The organism is Arthrobacter sp. 10L430, assembly GCF_056395245.1.
On sequence record NZ_JBFTJD010000004.1, the window covers coordinates 150983 to 165630 of the forward strand.

The window sequence follows — 14648 nt, forward strand, 5'->3', positions numbered from 1 at the left end:
CCCCGGGCTCCCGGTGGCCGGCTAGTCCGCGGGGTCCCGGGTCCCCCGTTAGTCCGCAAACACTTCCTGGAAGTGCTCCACGACGGGGAACGGCTGGTAGAAGCGATGCAGGAGCTGCTTCCACTCCCGGTATTGGGCTGACTCCCGGAAGCCGACCGTGTGGTCTTCCAGGCGGTCCCACTGGACGAGCAACAGGTATGTGCTCGGGGATTCCATTGACCGTGACAGCCGCAGGCTCCGGAATCCGGGCATGGAGGAAATGATCCCGCGCGCCCGGCCGAAGGCAACTTCGAAGTCCTGCTCCTGGCCGGGAGTCACGGGCAGGAGAGCGTGCTCGGTGATCATCGGGCCAGTATTCCAGCAGGGCACCGTTACGGCTTCATGGATCCCGACCGACGCTTCCCGGTGGACATCAGCTGCCGAAAATTGATCATCATGCTTACTATTGAATCGCATACGGGCACATCTTCGGTGCACCTGTCCGCTGGGGGCAGGGAACCCGGTGCCGGAACTGGAGCATAGCGTGAGCAACGAACAGGGAATGACGCCGCTTTCCGATGACGAACTCCTGGCCCAGGCGGGAACGGCCCTGCCGGACAAGGAAGTCGCGTCCGTGTTGGACCTCAACGCCGACCTTGATCTGGGCATCAACGCGGCAGCGCCGATCGACCTCGCGGTGGCCGCCAACGCCAACGTCGCCGCCCCGATCGACGCCGCGGCATCCGCGAACATCCTCTCGTTCGGCTCCGAGTCTCAGGCTCTTGCCGACCAGGGGGTCATCATCGACCAGGGAATCACTGCCGACGCCACGGCCGACTCCGTCCAGGACAGCACCATCGGCCAGGGCCCCGAGAGTGTCGACGGCGGGACCCCTGACAGCAGCGGCTCCGAAACACTCGACGGCGGCGCCCCCGCAACCACCGGCCCGAACACGGTTGACGGCGGCGAAGTTCTCGACGGCGCGGTCCCGGCTGGCACCGTTCCGGACGGCACCGTTCCGGACGGCACCGTTCCGGATGTCGGCGCCCTTCCTGCGGATCCCTCGTCGGCACTGGACGGCGACCTGCTGAACGTCAACGTGGACCTCGCAGCCGATGCCGACATTGCCGCTCCCATCAACGGAGCCGTGGCTGCCAACGCCAATGTGGCCGCCCCGATCGATGCCGCGGTGGCAGCCAACATCGGGTCCATCGACAGCGATGCCACCGCCGTGTCGCAGCAGGACGCCATCATCACGCAGAACATCGACGGTTCGGCAGCTGCCTCTGCGGACCAGCAGTCCGATCTCCAGCAGTAGTTCCCGGATGAGCACTGTGTCCGGCGGGCCGTCCAACCCGGACGGCCCGCCGGTTTCTCCTGCGTCCGCAGCAAGTCCGACGTCGGTTCCGGGGCCGGGCAGGCGGCCATCAGGCGCGCCTGGCGCGCCAGCCGCCGTCGACACCCGTCCTCGTGGGGTGCCTGTCCGCGCGGACGGCATCCAGCTGATCGGCGAGGCCATGGGCTCCGGCTACCGGGAAGCACCGTGCCTGGTCCGGCGGTCCGACGGCCAAACCATCCAGCTGACGCGTCTGTTGTTCCTCGTGCTGGAAGCTGTCGACGGCGAGCGCGACTCCGGGGAGATCGCGGAGTATGCCAGTGCCCGATTCGGGAAACTGGTCAGCGCCGACAACGTTCGGACGCTGCTCGAGGGCCAGTTGCTGCCGCTGGGGCTGCTGCGGCTCGCCGACGGTTCCCAGCCTGAGGTCCGGAAGTCGGATCCCCTTTTGGGCATGCGGTTCCGGTATACGGTCACCGATCCGGAGCGGACGCGGAAGCTGACAGCGCCGTTCGCCGCCCTCTTCCACCCGCTGATCGTGGCAGCCGTTGCTGTGGCTTTCCTGGCCTCCTGCTGGTGGGTCCTCATGGTCAAGGGCCTCGCCTCGGCCACTCACAATGCCTTCGCCAACCCGGGGCTCCTGCTGCTCATCCTCGCCGTCACCATCCTGTCCGCGGGCTTCCACGAATTCGGTCATGCGGCCGCTGCCCGCCGCGGCGGAGCGACGCCGGGCGCCATGGGCGCGGGTCTGTACCTCGTCTGGCCGGCCTTCTACACGGACGTCACGGATTCCTACCGCCTGGGACGCGGCGGCCGGCTGCGCACTGACATCGGCGGACTGTACTTCAACGCAATCGTGGCGGTAGCCATCGTGGGCATCTGGTGGGCTACCCGCTACGATGCGCTGCTGCTGGTGGTGCTCACACAAATCCTGCAGATGGTCCGCCAGCTGATGCCCCTGGTCCGCTTCGACGGTTACCACATCCTGGCCGATGCCACAGGCGTGCCGGACCTGTTCCAGCGCATCAGGCCCACGCTGCAGGCCCTGCTGCCGTGGAACTGGCGAAAGCCTGAACCGGAGGCGCAGGCCCTGAAGCCCTGGGCACGGGCCGTCATCACCGCTTGGGTGCTGGTGACCGTCCCGCTCCTGCTGGGCAGCACGGTGCTCATGGTGGCCTCCCTTCCGCGCCTGCTGGGCACGGTGTGGGCGAGCCTGCAGCACCAGCAGGCCATGCTCACTGGCAGCCTTTCGAGCGGCAACTTGGCCGACGCAGCCGTGCGCGTCCTGGCGATTGCCGTCGTCGCCCTTCCCGTGCTGGGCATCGGCTACATGCTGGTGCGCCTCGTTCGGCAGCTTGGCGTGGGGCTGTGGAAGAAGACCAGCGGAAGGCCGCTGCGGCGCGGCACTGCCATGGCCGCCGTCGTTGCCGTTCTGGCCGGCCTGGCCTGGGCGTGGTGGCCCGCGCCCGACGCGTACCGTCCGGTGCAGCCGTACGAACGCGGGACGCTGTTCGACGCGACAGCCGCCATCTATCCCGCGCTTTCCGGCGGAGACGCTGCCCTTCAGGAGGGGCGGCCGGGCCGGACGGTCGCGCTGTGGCCTGAAGGAACCCCGTTGCCCACCCGCGGCAAGCCGCAGCTCAGCATGGTGCTCGTTCCGCGGCAGGGCCAATCTTCCGGTCCGAACACAGCGGACCAGCCGGACCACGGTGCGGCACCCGGCGGTGCGGCCCCGGCGCCGTCATGGGCCTTCCCGTTCGGCAAGCCGGCGGCCCCGGAAGAGGACGGCAACCAGGCGCTGGCCGTGAACACCGCCGACGGTTCCGTGACGTACGACGTCGCCTTCGCCCTCGTGTGGGCGGAAGACGGGCCGGTGGATACGCGCAATGAGGCCTACGCCTTCGCCAGTTGCGCGGACTGCGCGGCGGTGGCTGTTGGCTTCCAGGTGGTGCTGATCGTGGGGCAGGCGGACGTGGTGGTCCCCGAAAACCTCTCGGCGGCCGCCAACTATAACTGCGTCCGGTGCCTCACCTATGCCTTGGCCAGTCAACTGGTCCTGACCCTCGACGGCCCCCTGAGCGCTGACGGCATGACCAGGCTCAGCGCCCTGTGGCAGGAAATCGCGGAGTTCGGCCGCACCCTGCAGGACGTTCCCCTGTCCGAGATCCAGTCGCGGCTCGACGCCTACAAGGAACAGATCATGGACATCATCCGGAACGACCCCAGCGCGTCCCCGTCCAAACCGGGCGCCGCCACCAGCCCGTCGCCGGGCCCGTCGCCGACGGCGGGAAGCGGGCAATCGCAGGTTCCCTCGCCTCGATCATCAACACCGGGTCCGACACCGGCACCGGCGGGTTCGGGGACGGCGGGTTCCGGGACGCAGTCCGCTGACCCGGCCGCGCCAGTCCCGGCCGAGTCCGCTGCACCAGCTGCACCCGCTGGACCCGCTGCACCGGGGCCGGCGAATACGGCGCCTCCGGCTCCCGCCCCGGCCCCGGCCCCGGCGGATCCAGTCCCGACGGCCACGGTGCCGGCAACAAGCGCTCCCGCCCAATCCGCCCCCTAAACCCGCTCTGCAATTCTGCCGATCCGGTGCTCCGTGGATGCCCTTCTTGAACCTGCCAACCTCCCGATTGCCGGAAATGGCCGCTTGCCCCGGTAGCCAAGCGGCCATTTCCGGCAAATCGGACACGAGCGGAGGCCTGAAGCCGGGCGCCGCGCCAGACATACGCCCGGCACACCATATATTTGGACGATGCTCTCGGCGTTGAAAAAATACCTGCTGATTCCCAAACTGGTGAGGCTGTCGTCCGCGGCGCCCAAGGATCCGCAGGCTGCCTGGGACCAGTACTGGGGCAAGGTCCGCACCACCGGAGCCCGGGGCGACGTGCTGTGGGACTCCGGCGACGACCACGAACTGCAGGGCTACCTGGAACACCTGAAGCGGCAAATGAATCCGGACCTTCCCATCGTGGACGTCGGCTGCGGCAACGGGACGTTTAGCCGCCGGCTGGCTGCCCACTTCCCCCATGTTCTTGGCGTGGATGTGTCCGCCAATGCCGTGGCCAAGGCGCGGGCCGAATCCGAGGGACTGGAACGGATCTCCTTCATCACCGCAGACATGACGGCTCCCGGGGCGGCGCGCTCAGTGAACGCAGCCCTGACCGCGGCCGGAGTGTCCGGTGAGGCGAACGTCTTCATCCGCGGCGTCCTGCACGTGCTGAAGCGCCGGGACCAGGCTGCTCTGGCTGAACAACTGCACCCGCTGCTGGGGAAACGCGGGCGCGTATTCCTGGCCGAAACAGACTTCCGGGGCAACGCCGTCGAGTACGTCAGCCACCTTGGCGCCACCCGGCAGTTCATCCCTGCGCCTCTGAGGGATGCCATCTGCGGCCTGCCGATGCCCGGACGTTTCGGCGCCGCTCAGCGCCTGCGGGCATTTCCAGAGTCACTGTGGGACGTGGTGGAGGACGGTCCCGCCGTCATTGAAACCCGACCGCTGACATCCGCCCAGCCCGAACAGATCCCGGGATACTTCTCGGTGCTCCAGGCCCGCTGAATCCACGCGCCACGCCGCCGCCGGGCCGGCCGCCGGGCCGGCCGTCCAGCCACCCAGGTCCAGGTCCAGGCCCAGGCCCAGGCCCAGGTCGAGGTCGAGGTCCAGGCCCAATCGGTGAGGCTAAACGACCTTCAGCCAGGCCAGGGCGTCGCGCTCCGACGTGAAGAACCTCGTGGGGCACGGGAGCTTGTTGATGCCGAGAATGAAGTTGGCGATCACCCTGTCCACGGGCGAGGATCCGAGCAGTGCAATCCTCGAGGCCTGGCACGGACGCCCGAACACGGCCCTCGCTCCCCGGCTGACCTCGGCGGTGGTGGCCATGTCCACGAGCATCGGGTGGCGGCCGGAGCCACAGAGGGCATTGACGTCCTCCATGGCGGACTCCGCATCCGCTTCGGTGATGCTGGCACCCCTGGCCCACGTGAGCCGCAGCAGCCCCTCGGCGTCCAGGATCAGATCGAACAGCGTGTTCCGGCCGCTGCCTTCGGCATTCACAATCTAGACCTCCGCGGTGGCTGATGGGACAGTATCAAGCTACAGGCCAACGCGTTCACGGCCAACGCGGTCCGGGGGCTGATAATGTGAGTCCAAAATCACGGGTAGCCGCACGCTGGCGACGCGCAACACAGGGGGCAAAGTGGTTCAGGCACCGGCGGAGAGTCTTTCCGCACCGCGCATAGCCGTGGTTGCAATACCCGAGGCGGACCGATTGGCGGCCACGGGCAACGTCCTCACCGCGGCCGGTTTCACCGTCCATGCAGCGTCCGACGGCGGGTCCCTCGCCGTGGAGCTGGAACGGAACCATGCCGCCGTCGTGCTTCTTGATACTGCACTGGCTAGCGAATTCATCTGGGAGGGAACTCCCGTGCTGCTCCTGGTGGACCTCGCAGACGACTTCGACCTGGCGCGGCTGGAGCCGTGGGGCATCGCCGATTACATCTCCCGCGACGCCGGCGCGCAGGAACTGACCCACCGGGTGGAAACCCTGATCGGCCGTGCCCGCGAGCGCCGGAGGATACGCGCCCATGCGGAGTTCCTCCGCGAGAGCCTTCGAAACGTTTCCGCTGCCATCCGCGGCACCAACAGCCCGCAGCAGATGGCCGGTCACCTGGTCCGGGGTTTCGGCGAGTCCCTCGGCGCGGACCACGTCTGGTTCACCACCTTCCACGATTCGCGCGTGCCCCGTATCAGCGCCCAGTGGTGCAGGCCCGGGTTTCCCCGGCTTCCGGACTCGCTCGGCTCCTACGAGGACGCGGCCCGTGACCTGGCCACCAGCCTTTGGTCCGAGGCTGATGTGCTGGCGGTGGCGGATCATCAGGCAGAACCAACCTTCCCGCTCACAGAGGGACTCCACGGCTGGTCCGAGCTCGTCTCCGGCCGCGCCTCCGTGGTGGTTCCCGTGGGCGACGGCGACTCGGCGCTCGGCATCATCTGGATCGCGCAGGTGGACGCCCCTCGCGAATGGACCAGGGCTGAGATCGCCCTCATCCAGCACGTCGCGGGAAACCTCGCCCACAGCCTCATCCAGGGCCACCTGATCAGTGCGCAGGTCCAGGTGCTGCAGCAGCTCCGGGAACTGGACAAAGCCAAAACGGACTTTCTGGCCACCGTCAACCACGAACTCCGGACCCCGCTGACGTCCATCACCGCCTACCTCGACATGATTCGCGATGGCGCCGGCGGCCCGGTGCCGGCCGGCATCGAGTCGATGATGGAAGTCATCTCGCGGAATTCCAACCGGCTCAGGCGGCTGATCGAGGACATGCTCACCGTCTCGCAGCAGGACGGATCCGGGCACCTGAACCTCAAGCAGGTGGAGCTGGGACAGGTGCTGCGGATCGTGGTTGCCGCCCTGCGACCGCTGGCTGAATCGCGCAACGTGGTTATCACCGGCGCTGATTCCCACGAGGATGTGAAGATCCAGGCGGACGAGGCGCAGCTCGAGCAGGTCTTCACGAACATCGTGGCTAACGCCATCAAATTCACGCCCGACGGCGGCCGGATCAGTATCAGCGTCATGCTGGACCCGCCGGGGGACGGAAATCCCTCCGCCGCAGTGCGGATCACGGACACCGGCGTCGGAATTCCGGAACAGGAAATAGGCCAGGTGTTTACGCGTTTCTACCGGGCGTCCAACGCCTCCTCAGCCGCTGTACCGGGCAGCGGGCTGGGCCTGGCAATCGCCCACGACATCGTGCACCGCCACGGCGGATCGCTGGAGCTGGCGTCTTCCCTGGGTGCAGGCACCACCGTGTCCGTCCACCTGCCGGCCGCAGGGCCTTAGAGGCCACACTGTCCTACGTAGAAACTGCCCCGGACCAGCAGGCCCGGGGCAGTTTCATATCGCGCTAAGTTATGCACCAACCTTAGTTGGGCCACCAGCCGATCGATGCGTAGGTGACCTCTGACTTCGAAGGCGCGGACGTGGTGGTGGTGTCCTTCTTTGGTGCAGCATTGGCAGGAGCAGCGAAGCCTGCAACTGCCAGGATGCCGGTCATAAGAAGTGTTGCGGCAATTTTCTTCATCCGCTGATCCTTTCATTTGTGAAGTGCATTACTGGTTACGGGGGAAGTATACGGTTCCTTCCTCAAGTTTTTGCAAGGTTTTTCTAGGCACGATTTTCTAAGGCAAAACCAATCGCTTAATGAATCCGCCCGCAGCGTAACAAGCTCACTTGAAGTGGCGCGCACGTCGGCGTAACGCGCGGTCCATGGATAATTGTCAGCATGCCGATGTCTCGAGATTTATCGCCCTTCGTGATTGCCGAGCTTGAGGCCCGCGAGAGCTGGAAGCGCCGGGACTACAGCGCCGGATACGCCCAGGCCGGGCAGGCCGCGGCCCTGGCACTCGAATCCGGCGATGACCACCGCTGGTGGAAGATGGTACTGCTGCAGGTCGAATGCCTGCGGGACCAAGGTTCCATCCAGGAATGCCAGCAACTGGCGGCAACGATCGCCGCACATCCGGTGGCCGCGTCCGCACCCGATCTCGGCGCCCGTGCCAACATACTGCTGGCGCATTCGCTGCAGGGACTGGGCCGCCTTCCGGAGGCGGTCGACGCTGCCGCCGTAGCTGCCGGCCTGGTGGCCGGGGACTTTGAAAACGTGTACCTGCACATCCAGGCCCAGCAGGCGCTCATCGCCGCCCTCGCCGAAAGCGGCCGGCTGGACGCAGCGTGGCGCGAGTGCCTGGACCTGAAATCGCTGCTCACCGACCACGTGGACGACGACACCGCGGGCAAGGCCTACTGGGTGATCGGCAACGTCGCCTTCCTCACCAACCGGGTCACCGAGGGCAGCGAATACCACGACCTCGCAGCCGAAAGGCTCTCCCCTTCCCGCGACGTGGACCTCTGGGCCCGTTTCAACCGCGGCTCCGCGGAAATGCGCCTTCACGCCCAGCTCAGCAATGCCGCCACCCTCCGCTGCATCGAACGCGCCGAACTTGCCACGGAAGTAGTGGGCGGCAGCGAGCGCGACATGCTGGAGATGTCCCTGGTCCGTGCCCACTGGTACTACCTCACCGGCGACATGGATTCCGCGATCAACATCCTGGCGCCCCTCCGCGACAAGTTCCCCGTCCTCGCCAGCCAGACGGCGGCGGAGGCGTCGTTCGTCCTGGGCAAGGCCATGATGGCCCAGGGAAACGACACCGAATCCCTGCAGATCCTTGACGAGGCGGTTACGCTGTTCGATACGGCTGCCGCGACGGAGCGGAGCGCCATGGTGCGGGATTATCTCGCTTCCATCAGACGTCAGCCGAGGTTTCTTCAGGGGGGGTAAGTGTCAGAAGCAACCATGGTTCCCGGTGCAGTGCCGGAGATGCCGGCCGCGGCGGACGTACTGCCTGTGGCCTGCGTCGTCTGCACCGTGTTGCCTGAGCTGGCCGTCAAGGCCGTGCTGCCCTCCGGTGCGGACCTGGACGAGACGGCAGCCGCCCAGTTGCGCGAGCAGCTCGGTGACCTTGCCGGGGACCGTCGGGTCGCTGTCGTCCTTCACGTAACCGGGGTTGCGTCCGTGAGCCGCGACGCGCGTGCGGCCTACGCGGCCATTTCTTCAGTGTCTGCCTGGGCGATCGTCGGCGAATCTCCGGTGGACCGGCTGCTGGGGCATTTCCTGCTCGGCGCCGAATTCGGGTCTGCCCGGGCAAAGTACTTCACCTCGGACCACGAAGCCCTCCACTGGTTGGCCCGCATGGACAAGGCGTAATGGCGGCGATGTTTAGTAACGCCGATCCCCGGCTGGGGCAGCTCCTGGACGGTATCGTCCGCCTCGCCTCGGGAGAGCTCCATTCGCGCATTGAAATTTCCGAGGCGAGGGACGAGCTCGATGCCGTGATCATGGGCACCAACCTGCTCGCCGAGGACCTCCAGATCATCTATCAGGAGCTGGAGCAACGGGTGGAATCACGCACCCGGATGCTCAACGCGGCGCATCGGGAGCTCCAGCATATGGCCCTCACCGATCCCCTGACGGGACTCTACAACCGCTCCGCGCTGGTCAGCGCCGTTAACGAGGCCCAGGCGGAAGCGTCCGACGGCGGCCTGCCGCCCGCGCTGCTGCTGCTGGACCTTGATGCCTTCAAAAGTATCAATGACTCGCTGGGCCACTCGATGGGCGACAAGGTGCTGGCCGGTGTAGCGTCGCGGATCCGCGCGTGCGTCCGTGACGGCGACATGGTGGCCCGCTTGGGCGGCGACGAATTTGCGGTCCTCCTTCCCGCCACCACCCCCGCCCAGGCCGCTTCTGTGGGCAACAGGATCCTGGATTCCCTGAACGGAACCATGGACGTGGACGGCAAGAGCATCCGGTGCGGGGCGAGCCTGGGCCTACGGATTGCCGACCGCGGAGAGACGTCCGAGCAGCTCCTGGTGGAGGCCGATATCGCGATGTACGCCTCCAAAGCGGACGGCCGCAACAAACTGCGGGTGTTCGAGCCCGCCATGCTGCACGCCCGGCAGCTCCGGAACCAGCTGGTGGGGGAATTGCGCGCAGCCATCTCCGGCTCGCAGCTGGTGCTGTTCTACCAGCCGGTCATCGAACTTGCCACCGGCCGGATCGAGGGCGTTGAGGCCCTGGTCCGCTGGCAGCATCCCACGCGCGGCCTCATCATGCCGGACGAGTTCATCCCCATCGCCGAAGAAACGGGTCTGATCTCCGATCTGGGCAACTGGGTGCTCAAGGCGTCGGTGGAGCAGCTGCGGCGCTGGCGGAAAGCTCCCGAAACCAGCCGGCACGACTTCTCCATGCGGATCAATATCTCTGCCGCCGACCTCCAGCGCCTCGAGTTCATCGAAGACGTCCGTGACGCCCTCACTTCAAGCGGGCTGGATCCCGGGCTGCTGGTCCTGGAACTGACAGAGAGCGCCATCATCCAGGGCAACGAACTCGACCGCTACACGCTGGCCAGCCTCCGCAAGCTCGGCGTGGGCCTCGAGATCGACGACTTCGGCACCGGCTATTCCTCCATCAGCTACCTGCGCCGGCTGCCGGTGGACCGGGTCAAGGTGGACCGGACCCTTCTCACCGCCCTGGGCAGCGACCCCGCCCAGCCTGCACTGATCGCGGCCATCCTCCAGCTCATTCGGGCCTGCGGGCTCGAAGCCGTGTGGGAGGGTGTCGAGAACGCGGCACAGGCCGAGCACCTGAGGAGCACCGGCTGCATCAGCGGGCAGGGCTACTACTTCAGCCGCCCGCTGCCCGAGGCCGCATTCACCGAGCGGCTGGCCCAGCAGGACGTCTGGCCCGCGTAATTTGCATGGGCTGCTCCCCAGGCGCCGTTTCGCCGTTGCGGCTGGCCCAGTCGTCCTCGAGAACGGCGTAGATCAGCTCGGTGGACCAGGCTCCCTTGTAGTGCCAGTTGTCCACGAGGGTGGCTTCGAGCCGCATCCCCAGCCGTTCGCAGATCCCCGCAGACCCGGTGTTAAGCGCGTCCAGTTTCGCATCGATCCGGTGGAACCCGAGTTCCCCGAAGCCGAGTTTGAGCAACGCCTGGGCGGCTTCGGTGGCATACCCCTGGCCACGGGCCTCCGGGGCCATGATCCAGCCGATCTCGGCCTGCCCCACGCCCGGCAGCCACTTGAGCACCACCTCGCCGAGCAGGCCGGCATCGTCCTGGGAATCAACGGCAAGGCAGATCCAGTCGCCCTCCTTCTCGAAGACGAAGTTGGCGTACCGGCCAAGGGTCTCCATGGATTGCGTGTAGGTTTTGGCCTCCCGCAGCAGGAACCGCGCGGTTTCCGGCAGCGACTGGTAGGCGTGGAAGGCGTCCAGGTCCGAGGCCTCGAACCGGCGAAGGATCAGCCGCTCGGTGAGGATGGGCAGGCGGATGTCAGGCATGGTTCGAGGGTACGCCCCATCCGGAGTAGGTCATTGGCCAAACGTGGGCGTTTTCGGAGCCCGCCAAGCGGCCACTTTTGGCAAATGGTTGCGGCCGGCGGACTGCGCCGGGCTCAAGCGGCGGATACGGCGGCGGCCGTGGCCTCTGCGATCGCGCGCTCCTCGTCCGTGGGGACCACGAGCACGGGGATGGCCGAAGCGGCGGTGGAAATCACCCGCGGTTCCTTGGACCGCTCGCTGTTCAGCCCGGCGTCGAGCTGGATGCCCAGCGCGCCCAGCCGCTCCCCCACGAGGGCACGGAATTGGTGCGAGTTCTCGCCGATCCCCGCAGTGAACACGAGGGCCTTCGCTCCGCCCACGGCCACGTGGTAGCCGCCGATGTACTTGGCCAGCCTGTAGGACGTGACCGCGAGCGCCATGGCGGCCTTGGCATCGCCGGCTTCGGAGGCTTCCACCACCGAGCGCATGTCGTTGTTCCCGGCCAGGCCCTTGAGCCCGGATTCGCGGTTGAGCATGGAGTCGAGATCCTCGGCATTCCAGCCGGTGCGGGCCAAGAACACCAGGATGGAGGGGTCCAGGTCGCCCGAGCGGGTGCCCATCACGAGGCCTTCCAGGGGCGTGAAACCCATGGACGTGTCCACGGACTTGCCGCCCCGGATCGCGGTGACCGAGGCGCCGTTGCCGAGGTGGGCGATCACGCCGTCGAACTCGTCCACCGGAACATCCAGCAGCGCGGCGGCCTGGTGTGTGACGTATTCGTGCGAGGTGCCGTGGAAGCCGTAGCGGCGGATGCCGTGGTTGGTGTAGAGCTCGTCCGGCACGGCGTAGCGCCAGGCGTGCTCGGGCAGGCTGCGGTGGAAGGCGGTGTCGAACACGGCCACCTGCGGCATGTCCGGCCATTTCTTGGCGATGGCGCGGATGCCGAGCACGTTGGCGGGGTTGTGCAGCGGGGCCAGCGGGTTGAGCCGCTCGATGGCGCGGGTAATCTCGTTGTCGATCAGCACCGGCTCGCCGAACCGCTCCCCGCCGTGCACCACCCGGTGCCCCACGGCGTCCAGCGCACGGTCACCGAGCACCCCGTGGATGGCCGCATCCACCTGCTCCAAGGCCTCGGCGTGGTCCGCCGGGCCCACCACCTCGCCGTCGCCCTGGCCGCCGTTGGACATCCCGATCCTCTCGATCAGCCCCTCGGTGAGGATGCTGCCGGCGGCGACGTCGCGCACCTGGTACTTGAGCGAGGACGAGCCGGAGTTGATGACGAGCACGAGCATGGGGCCTCCTAAGCCTTGGCTGCTGCGGACGGGACGGTTTCTGCTGTACGTTCGGGCGTCTGGGCCTGGATCGCCGTGATGGCCACCGTGTTCACGATGTCCTCCACCGTGCAGCCGCGGGACAGGTCGTTGACCGGCTTCCGCAGACCCTGCAGGACGGGCCCGACGGCGACAGCACCGGAGCTCTGCTGGACCGCCTTGTACGTGTTGTTGCCGGTGTTGAGGTCGGGGAAGATGAACACTGTGGCCTGCCCGGCGACGGACGAGCCCGGCATCTTGGACTCGGCGATCGCGGCGTCCACGGCGGCGTCGTACTGGATGGGACCTTCGACGGCGAGGTCCGGGCGGCGGTCGCGGACCAGTTCGGTGGCCTGCCGTACTTCCTCCACCGCCTCGCCGGACCCGGAGCCGCCGGTGGAGTAGGACAGCATGGCCACCCGCGGCTCGACGCCGAACTGGGCCGCCGTCTCGGCCGAGGCAAGCGCGATGTCCGCCAACTGCTCCACGTTGGGGTCAGGGTTCACGGCGCAGTCGCCGTACACCAGCACGCGGTCCGCCATGAGCATGAGGAACACCGAGGAGACGATCTTCACGCCGTCCCGGGTCTTCACGAACTCCAGCGCAGGCCGGATGGTGTGCGCCGTGGTGTGCGCCGCGCCGGAGACCATGCCGTCCACCACACCCAGCTGGACCATCATGGTGCCGAAGTAGCTTTCGTCCTGCATGACCTCCAGGGCACGGGCCAGGTCAACGCCCTTGTGAGCCCGCAGTTCCGCGTACTTGGCGGCGAACTCCTGGCGGAGGTCCGAGGTGGCCGGGTCCACGATGTTGATGCCGGACAAGTCGATGCCCCGGCTGGCCGCAAGCTCCCGGATGTCGGCTTCGCGGCCCAGCAGCGTGAGGTCGCAGACGTCCCGGCGGTGCAGGATCTCGGCGGCCCGCAGGATGCGCACATCCTTGCCCTCTGGGAGGACAATGTGGCGGCGCTGGGACCTGGCCCGCTCGATGAGGTCGTGCAGGAACCGGAGGGGCGTCATGCGTTCCGCCCGGGGCAGGTGCAGCCGTTCAAGGATCTCGGCTTCATCCACCCGACGGGACCACAGGCCCAGTGCCGAGGCCACCTTCCGGCGGTGCCCGCTCCAGATCTCGCTGCGAACCTCGGACACGCGGCGGGCAGTGGTGTAGGTGTCGTCCGTCGTGGCGAACACCGGGAACGGCGCCGACGCAAGCAGGGGGTAGATGTTGGCATCCGGGGCCAGGCCGCCGGTGAGGATCAGCCCGGACGGCACCGGGAATTCCGGGGAGAACGACGACGCCAGGCAGGCCACCATCACGTCCGCCCGGTCCCCCGGCACGATCACCAGCGCGCCGTCGTCCAGCACGTTCAGGAAGTTGCCCACGTTCATGGCGGCGACCTTCACGTCCCTGACGTCGCGCTCCATGTCCGCACGGCCGGCGATCTGCCGGATCCCCAGCGCGGCGCCCACTTCGCCGGTGGTGGGCCGGGCGATGTCATCGAGCTCCGGGAAGATATACACCGGCCGGCCGGACGCGCCGCGCTTCACGGCGGCAGCGATCGCGTCCACGGCCGCCGGATCCGCGCGGTTCACCATGATGGCCAACAGGGAGCAGTTCTCCGCCGCCAACTCCTTGCGGGCAACGTCGACGGCGGCCGCCGCCTCCGCGGCGCTCCGCCCCTTTGCGCCCACCACGGCAACCATGGGGGCGGCGAGATTGTTGGCGAGGCGTGCGTTGAGGTCGAATTCGACGGCGGCGTCGTGGCCTGTGAGGTCCGTCCCCTCCACGATGATCACGTCGCAATGCCGGCCCATCTCGGCGAAGATCTCCACGCAGCGGGCATCGATGTCCTCGCGCTTGCCCTCGGCGAGCAGGCCGCGGACTTCTGCGAAGGTCAGGCCGCCGCGGCAGCGCTGGTCGTCGAGGTTGAAGCGGGACTTCATGAGCGCCACCATGGGATCCGCACCGGGGTCGTCGCCGTGGACCACGGGCTTGAAGAAACCAATCCGGTCCGCGTGCCGGTGGAGAGTGTCCGCCAGGCCCAGCGCTATGAGCGACTTGCCCGAACCCGGGGTGGTCGCACTGACATAAATCCCTTTGGCCATGATCAAGTCCTCTGGTTGGAAGGTCCTGCGTGGGGCGTACTG

At 67.4% G+C, this 14648-nt stretch carries 13 protein-coding genes; 7 read left to right on the forward strand and 6 right to left on the reverse strand.

What is annotated here, in order from left to right:
- Positions 1–48 precede the first annotated feature (48 nt).
- The gene (locus tag AC1DDG_RS06105; RefSeq protein WP_476875344.1) at positions 49–345 is read right to left on the reverse strand and encodes an antibiotic biosynthesis monooxygenase family protein; all 297 of its coding nucleotides are present in this window, start codon (positions 343–345) and stop codon (positions 49–51) included.
- A gap of 196 nt (positions 346–541) precedes the next feature.
- Here AC1DDG_RS06105 and AC1DDG_RS06110 point away from each other — a divergent pair, with 196 nt between their 5' ends.
- The 3 genes from AC1DDG_RS06110 (at position 542) to AC1DDG_RS06120 (ending at position 4874) form a co-directional block, all read left to right on the forward strand.
- Positions 542–1297: a peptidoglycan-binding protein gene (locus tag AC1DDG_RS06110; protein WP_476875409.1), complete on the forward strand. Its 756-nt coding sequence runs from the start codon at positions 542–544 to the stop codon at positions 1295–1297.
- 7 nt (positions 1298–1304) lie between these two features.
- Complete coding sequence (locus tag AC1DDG_RS06115) at positions 1305–3881, forward strand: hypothetical protein (RefSeq protein WP_476875345.1); 2577 nt, start codon at positions 1305–1307, stop codon at positions 3879–3881.
- A gap of 189 nt (positions 3882–4070) precedes the next feature.
- Positions 4071–4874 (forward strand): class I SAM-dependent methyltransferase, encoded by an 804-nt coding sequence (locus tag AC1DDG_RS06120; protein WP_476875346.1) that lies wholly within the window; start codon positions 4071–4073, stop codon positions 4872–4874.
- A 120-nt stretch (positions 4875–4994) separates the two neighbouring features.
- On the opposite strand, the gene AC1DDG_RS06125 is transcribed toward AC1DDG_RS06120, so the two are convergent.
- Entirely contained in the window at positions 4995–5369 is a 375-nt protein-coding gene (locus tag AC1DDG_RS06125) for a SpoIIAA family protein (RefSeq protein WP_476875347.1), read from the reverse strand.
- A gap of 142 nt (positions 5370–5511) precedes the next feature.
- Here AC1DDG_RS06125 and AC1DDG_RS06130 point away from each other — a divergent pair, with 142 nt between their 5' ends.
- The gene (locus tag AC1DDG_RS06130; RefSeq protein WP_476875348.1) at positions 5512–7158 is read left to right on the forward strand and encodes an ATP-binding response regulator; all 1647 of its coding nucleotides are present in this window, start codon (positions 5512–5514) and stop codon (positions 7156–7158) included.
- A gap of 82 nt (positions 7159–7240) precedes the next feature.
- On the opposite strand, the gene AC1DDG_RS06135 is transcribed toward AC1DDG_RS06130, so the two are convergent.
- Positions 7241–7399, reverse strand: a complete 159-nt coding sequence (locus tag AC1DDG_RS06135) for a hypothetical protein (RefSeq protein ID WP_230119464.1) — start codon at positions 7397–7399, stop codon at positions 7241–7243.
- Positions 7400–7600: 201 nt separating this feature from the next.
- Here AC1DDG_RS06135 and AC1DDG_RS06140 point away from each other — a divergent pair, with 201 nt between their 5' ends.
- Genes AC1DDG_RS06140 through AC1DDG_RS06150 form a run of 3 tightly spaced genes read left to right on the forward strand, consistent with a single transcriptional unit; the run spans position 7601 to position 10626 of the window.
- On the forward strand, positions 7601–8656 hold the full coding sequence (locus tag AC1DDG_RS06140) for a tetratricopeptide repeat protein (RefSeq protein WP_476875349.1): 1056 nt from the start codon (positions 7601–7603) through the stop codon (positions 8654–8656).
- Positions 8657–9082, forward strand: coding sequence for a DUF7793 family protein (locus tag AC1DDG_RS06145; RefSeq protein WP_476875350.1), 426 nt, complete (start codon positions 8657–8659; stop codon positions 9080–9082).
- Between the two features lie 8 nt (positions 9083–9090).
- The gene (locus AC1DDG_RS06150; protein ID WP_476875351.1) at positions 9091–10626 is read left to right on the forward strand and encodes a putative bifunctional diguanylate cyclase/phosphodiesterase; all 1536 of its coding nucleotides are present in this window, start codon (positions 9091–9093) and stop codon (positions 10624–10626) included.
- On the opposite strand, the gene AC1DDG_RS06155 is transcribed toward AC1DDG_RS06150, so the two are convergent.
- From AC1DDG_RS06155 to pta, 3 genes are all read right to left on the reverse strand, one after another.
- On the reverse strand, positions 10586–11212 hold the full coding sequence (locus tag AC1DDG_RS06155; protein WP_476875352.1) for a GNAT family N-acetyltransferase: 627 nt from the start codon (positions 11210–11212) through the stop codon (positions 10586–10588). The two genes, AC1DDG_RS06150 and AC1DDG_RS06155, sit on opposite strands and share 41 nt — an antisense overlap.
- A 113-nt stretch (positions 11213–11325) precedes the next feature.
- The gene (locus AC1DDG_RS06160; protein ID WP_476875353.1) at positions 11326–12483 is read right to left on the reverse strand and encodes an acetate kinase; all 1158 of its coding nucleotides are present in this window, start codon (positions 12481–12483) and stop codon (positions 11326–11328) included.
- An 8-nt stretch (positions 12484–12491) separates the two neighbouring features.
- Positions 12492–14606: a phosphate acetyltransferase gene (gene pta / locus AC1DDG_RS06165; RefSeq protein WP_476875354.1), complete on the reverse strand. Its 2115-nt coding sequence runs from the start codon at positions 14604–14606 to the stop codon at positions 12492–12494.
- Positions 14607–14648: the final 42 nt, after the last annotated feature.

Excerpts from the sequence above, each read along its gene's own strand:
- AC1DDG_RS06105 (WP_476875344.1), bottom strand. The coding sequence starts at position 345 with ATGATCACCGAGCACGCTCTCCTGCCCGTGACTCCCGGCCAGGAGCAG.
- AC1DDG_RS06150 (WP_476875351.1), top strand. The coding sequence starts at position 9,091 with ATGTTTAGTAACGCCGATCCCCGGCTGGGGCAGCTCCTGGACGGTATC.
- AC1DDG_RS06110 (WP_476875409.1), top strand. The coding sequence starts at position 542 with ATGACGCCGCTTTCCGATGACGAACTCCTGGCCCAGGCGGGAACGGCC.
- pta (WP_476875354.1), bottom strand. The coding sequence starts at position 14,606 with ATGGCCAAAGGGATTTATGTCAGTGCGACCACCCCGGGTTCGGGCAAG.
- AC1DDG_RS06160 (WP_476875353.1), bottom strand. The coding sequence starts at position 12,483 with ATGCTCGTGCTCGTCATCAACTCCGGCTCGTCCTCGCTCAAGTACCAG.
- AC1DDG_RS06115 (WP_476875345.1), top strand. The coding sequence starts at position 1,305 with ATGAGCACTGTGTCCGGCGGGCCGTCCAACCCGGACGGCCCGCCGGTT.
- AC1DDG_RS06155 (WP_476875352.1), bottom strand. The coding sequence starts at position 11,212 with ATGCCTGACATCCGCCTGCCCATCCTCACCGAGCGGCTGATCCTTCGC.
- AC1DDG_RS06135 (WP_230119464.1), bottom strand. The coding sequence starts at position 7,399 with ATGAAGAAAATTGCCGCAACACTTCTTATGACCGGCATCCTGGCAGTT.
- AC1DDG_RS06140 (WP_476875349.1), top strand. The coding sequence starts at position 7,601 with ATGCCGATGTCTCGAGATTTATCGCCCTTCGTGATTGCCGAGCTTGAG.
- AC1DDG_RS06120 (WP_476875346.1), top strand. The coding sequence starts at position 4,071 with ATGCTCTCGGCGTTGAAAAAATACCTGCTGATTCCCAAACTGGTGAGG.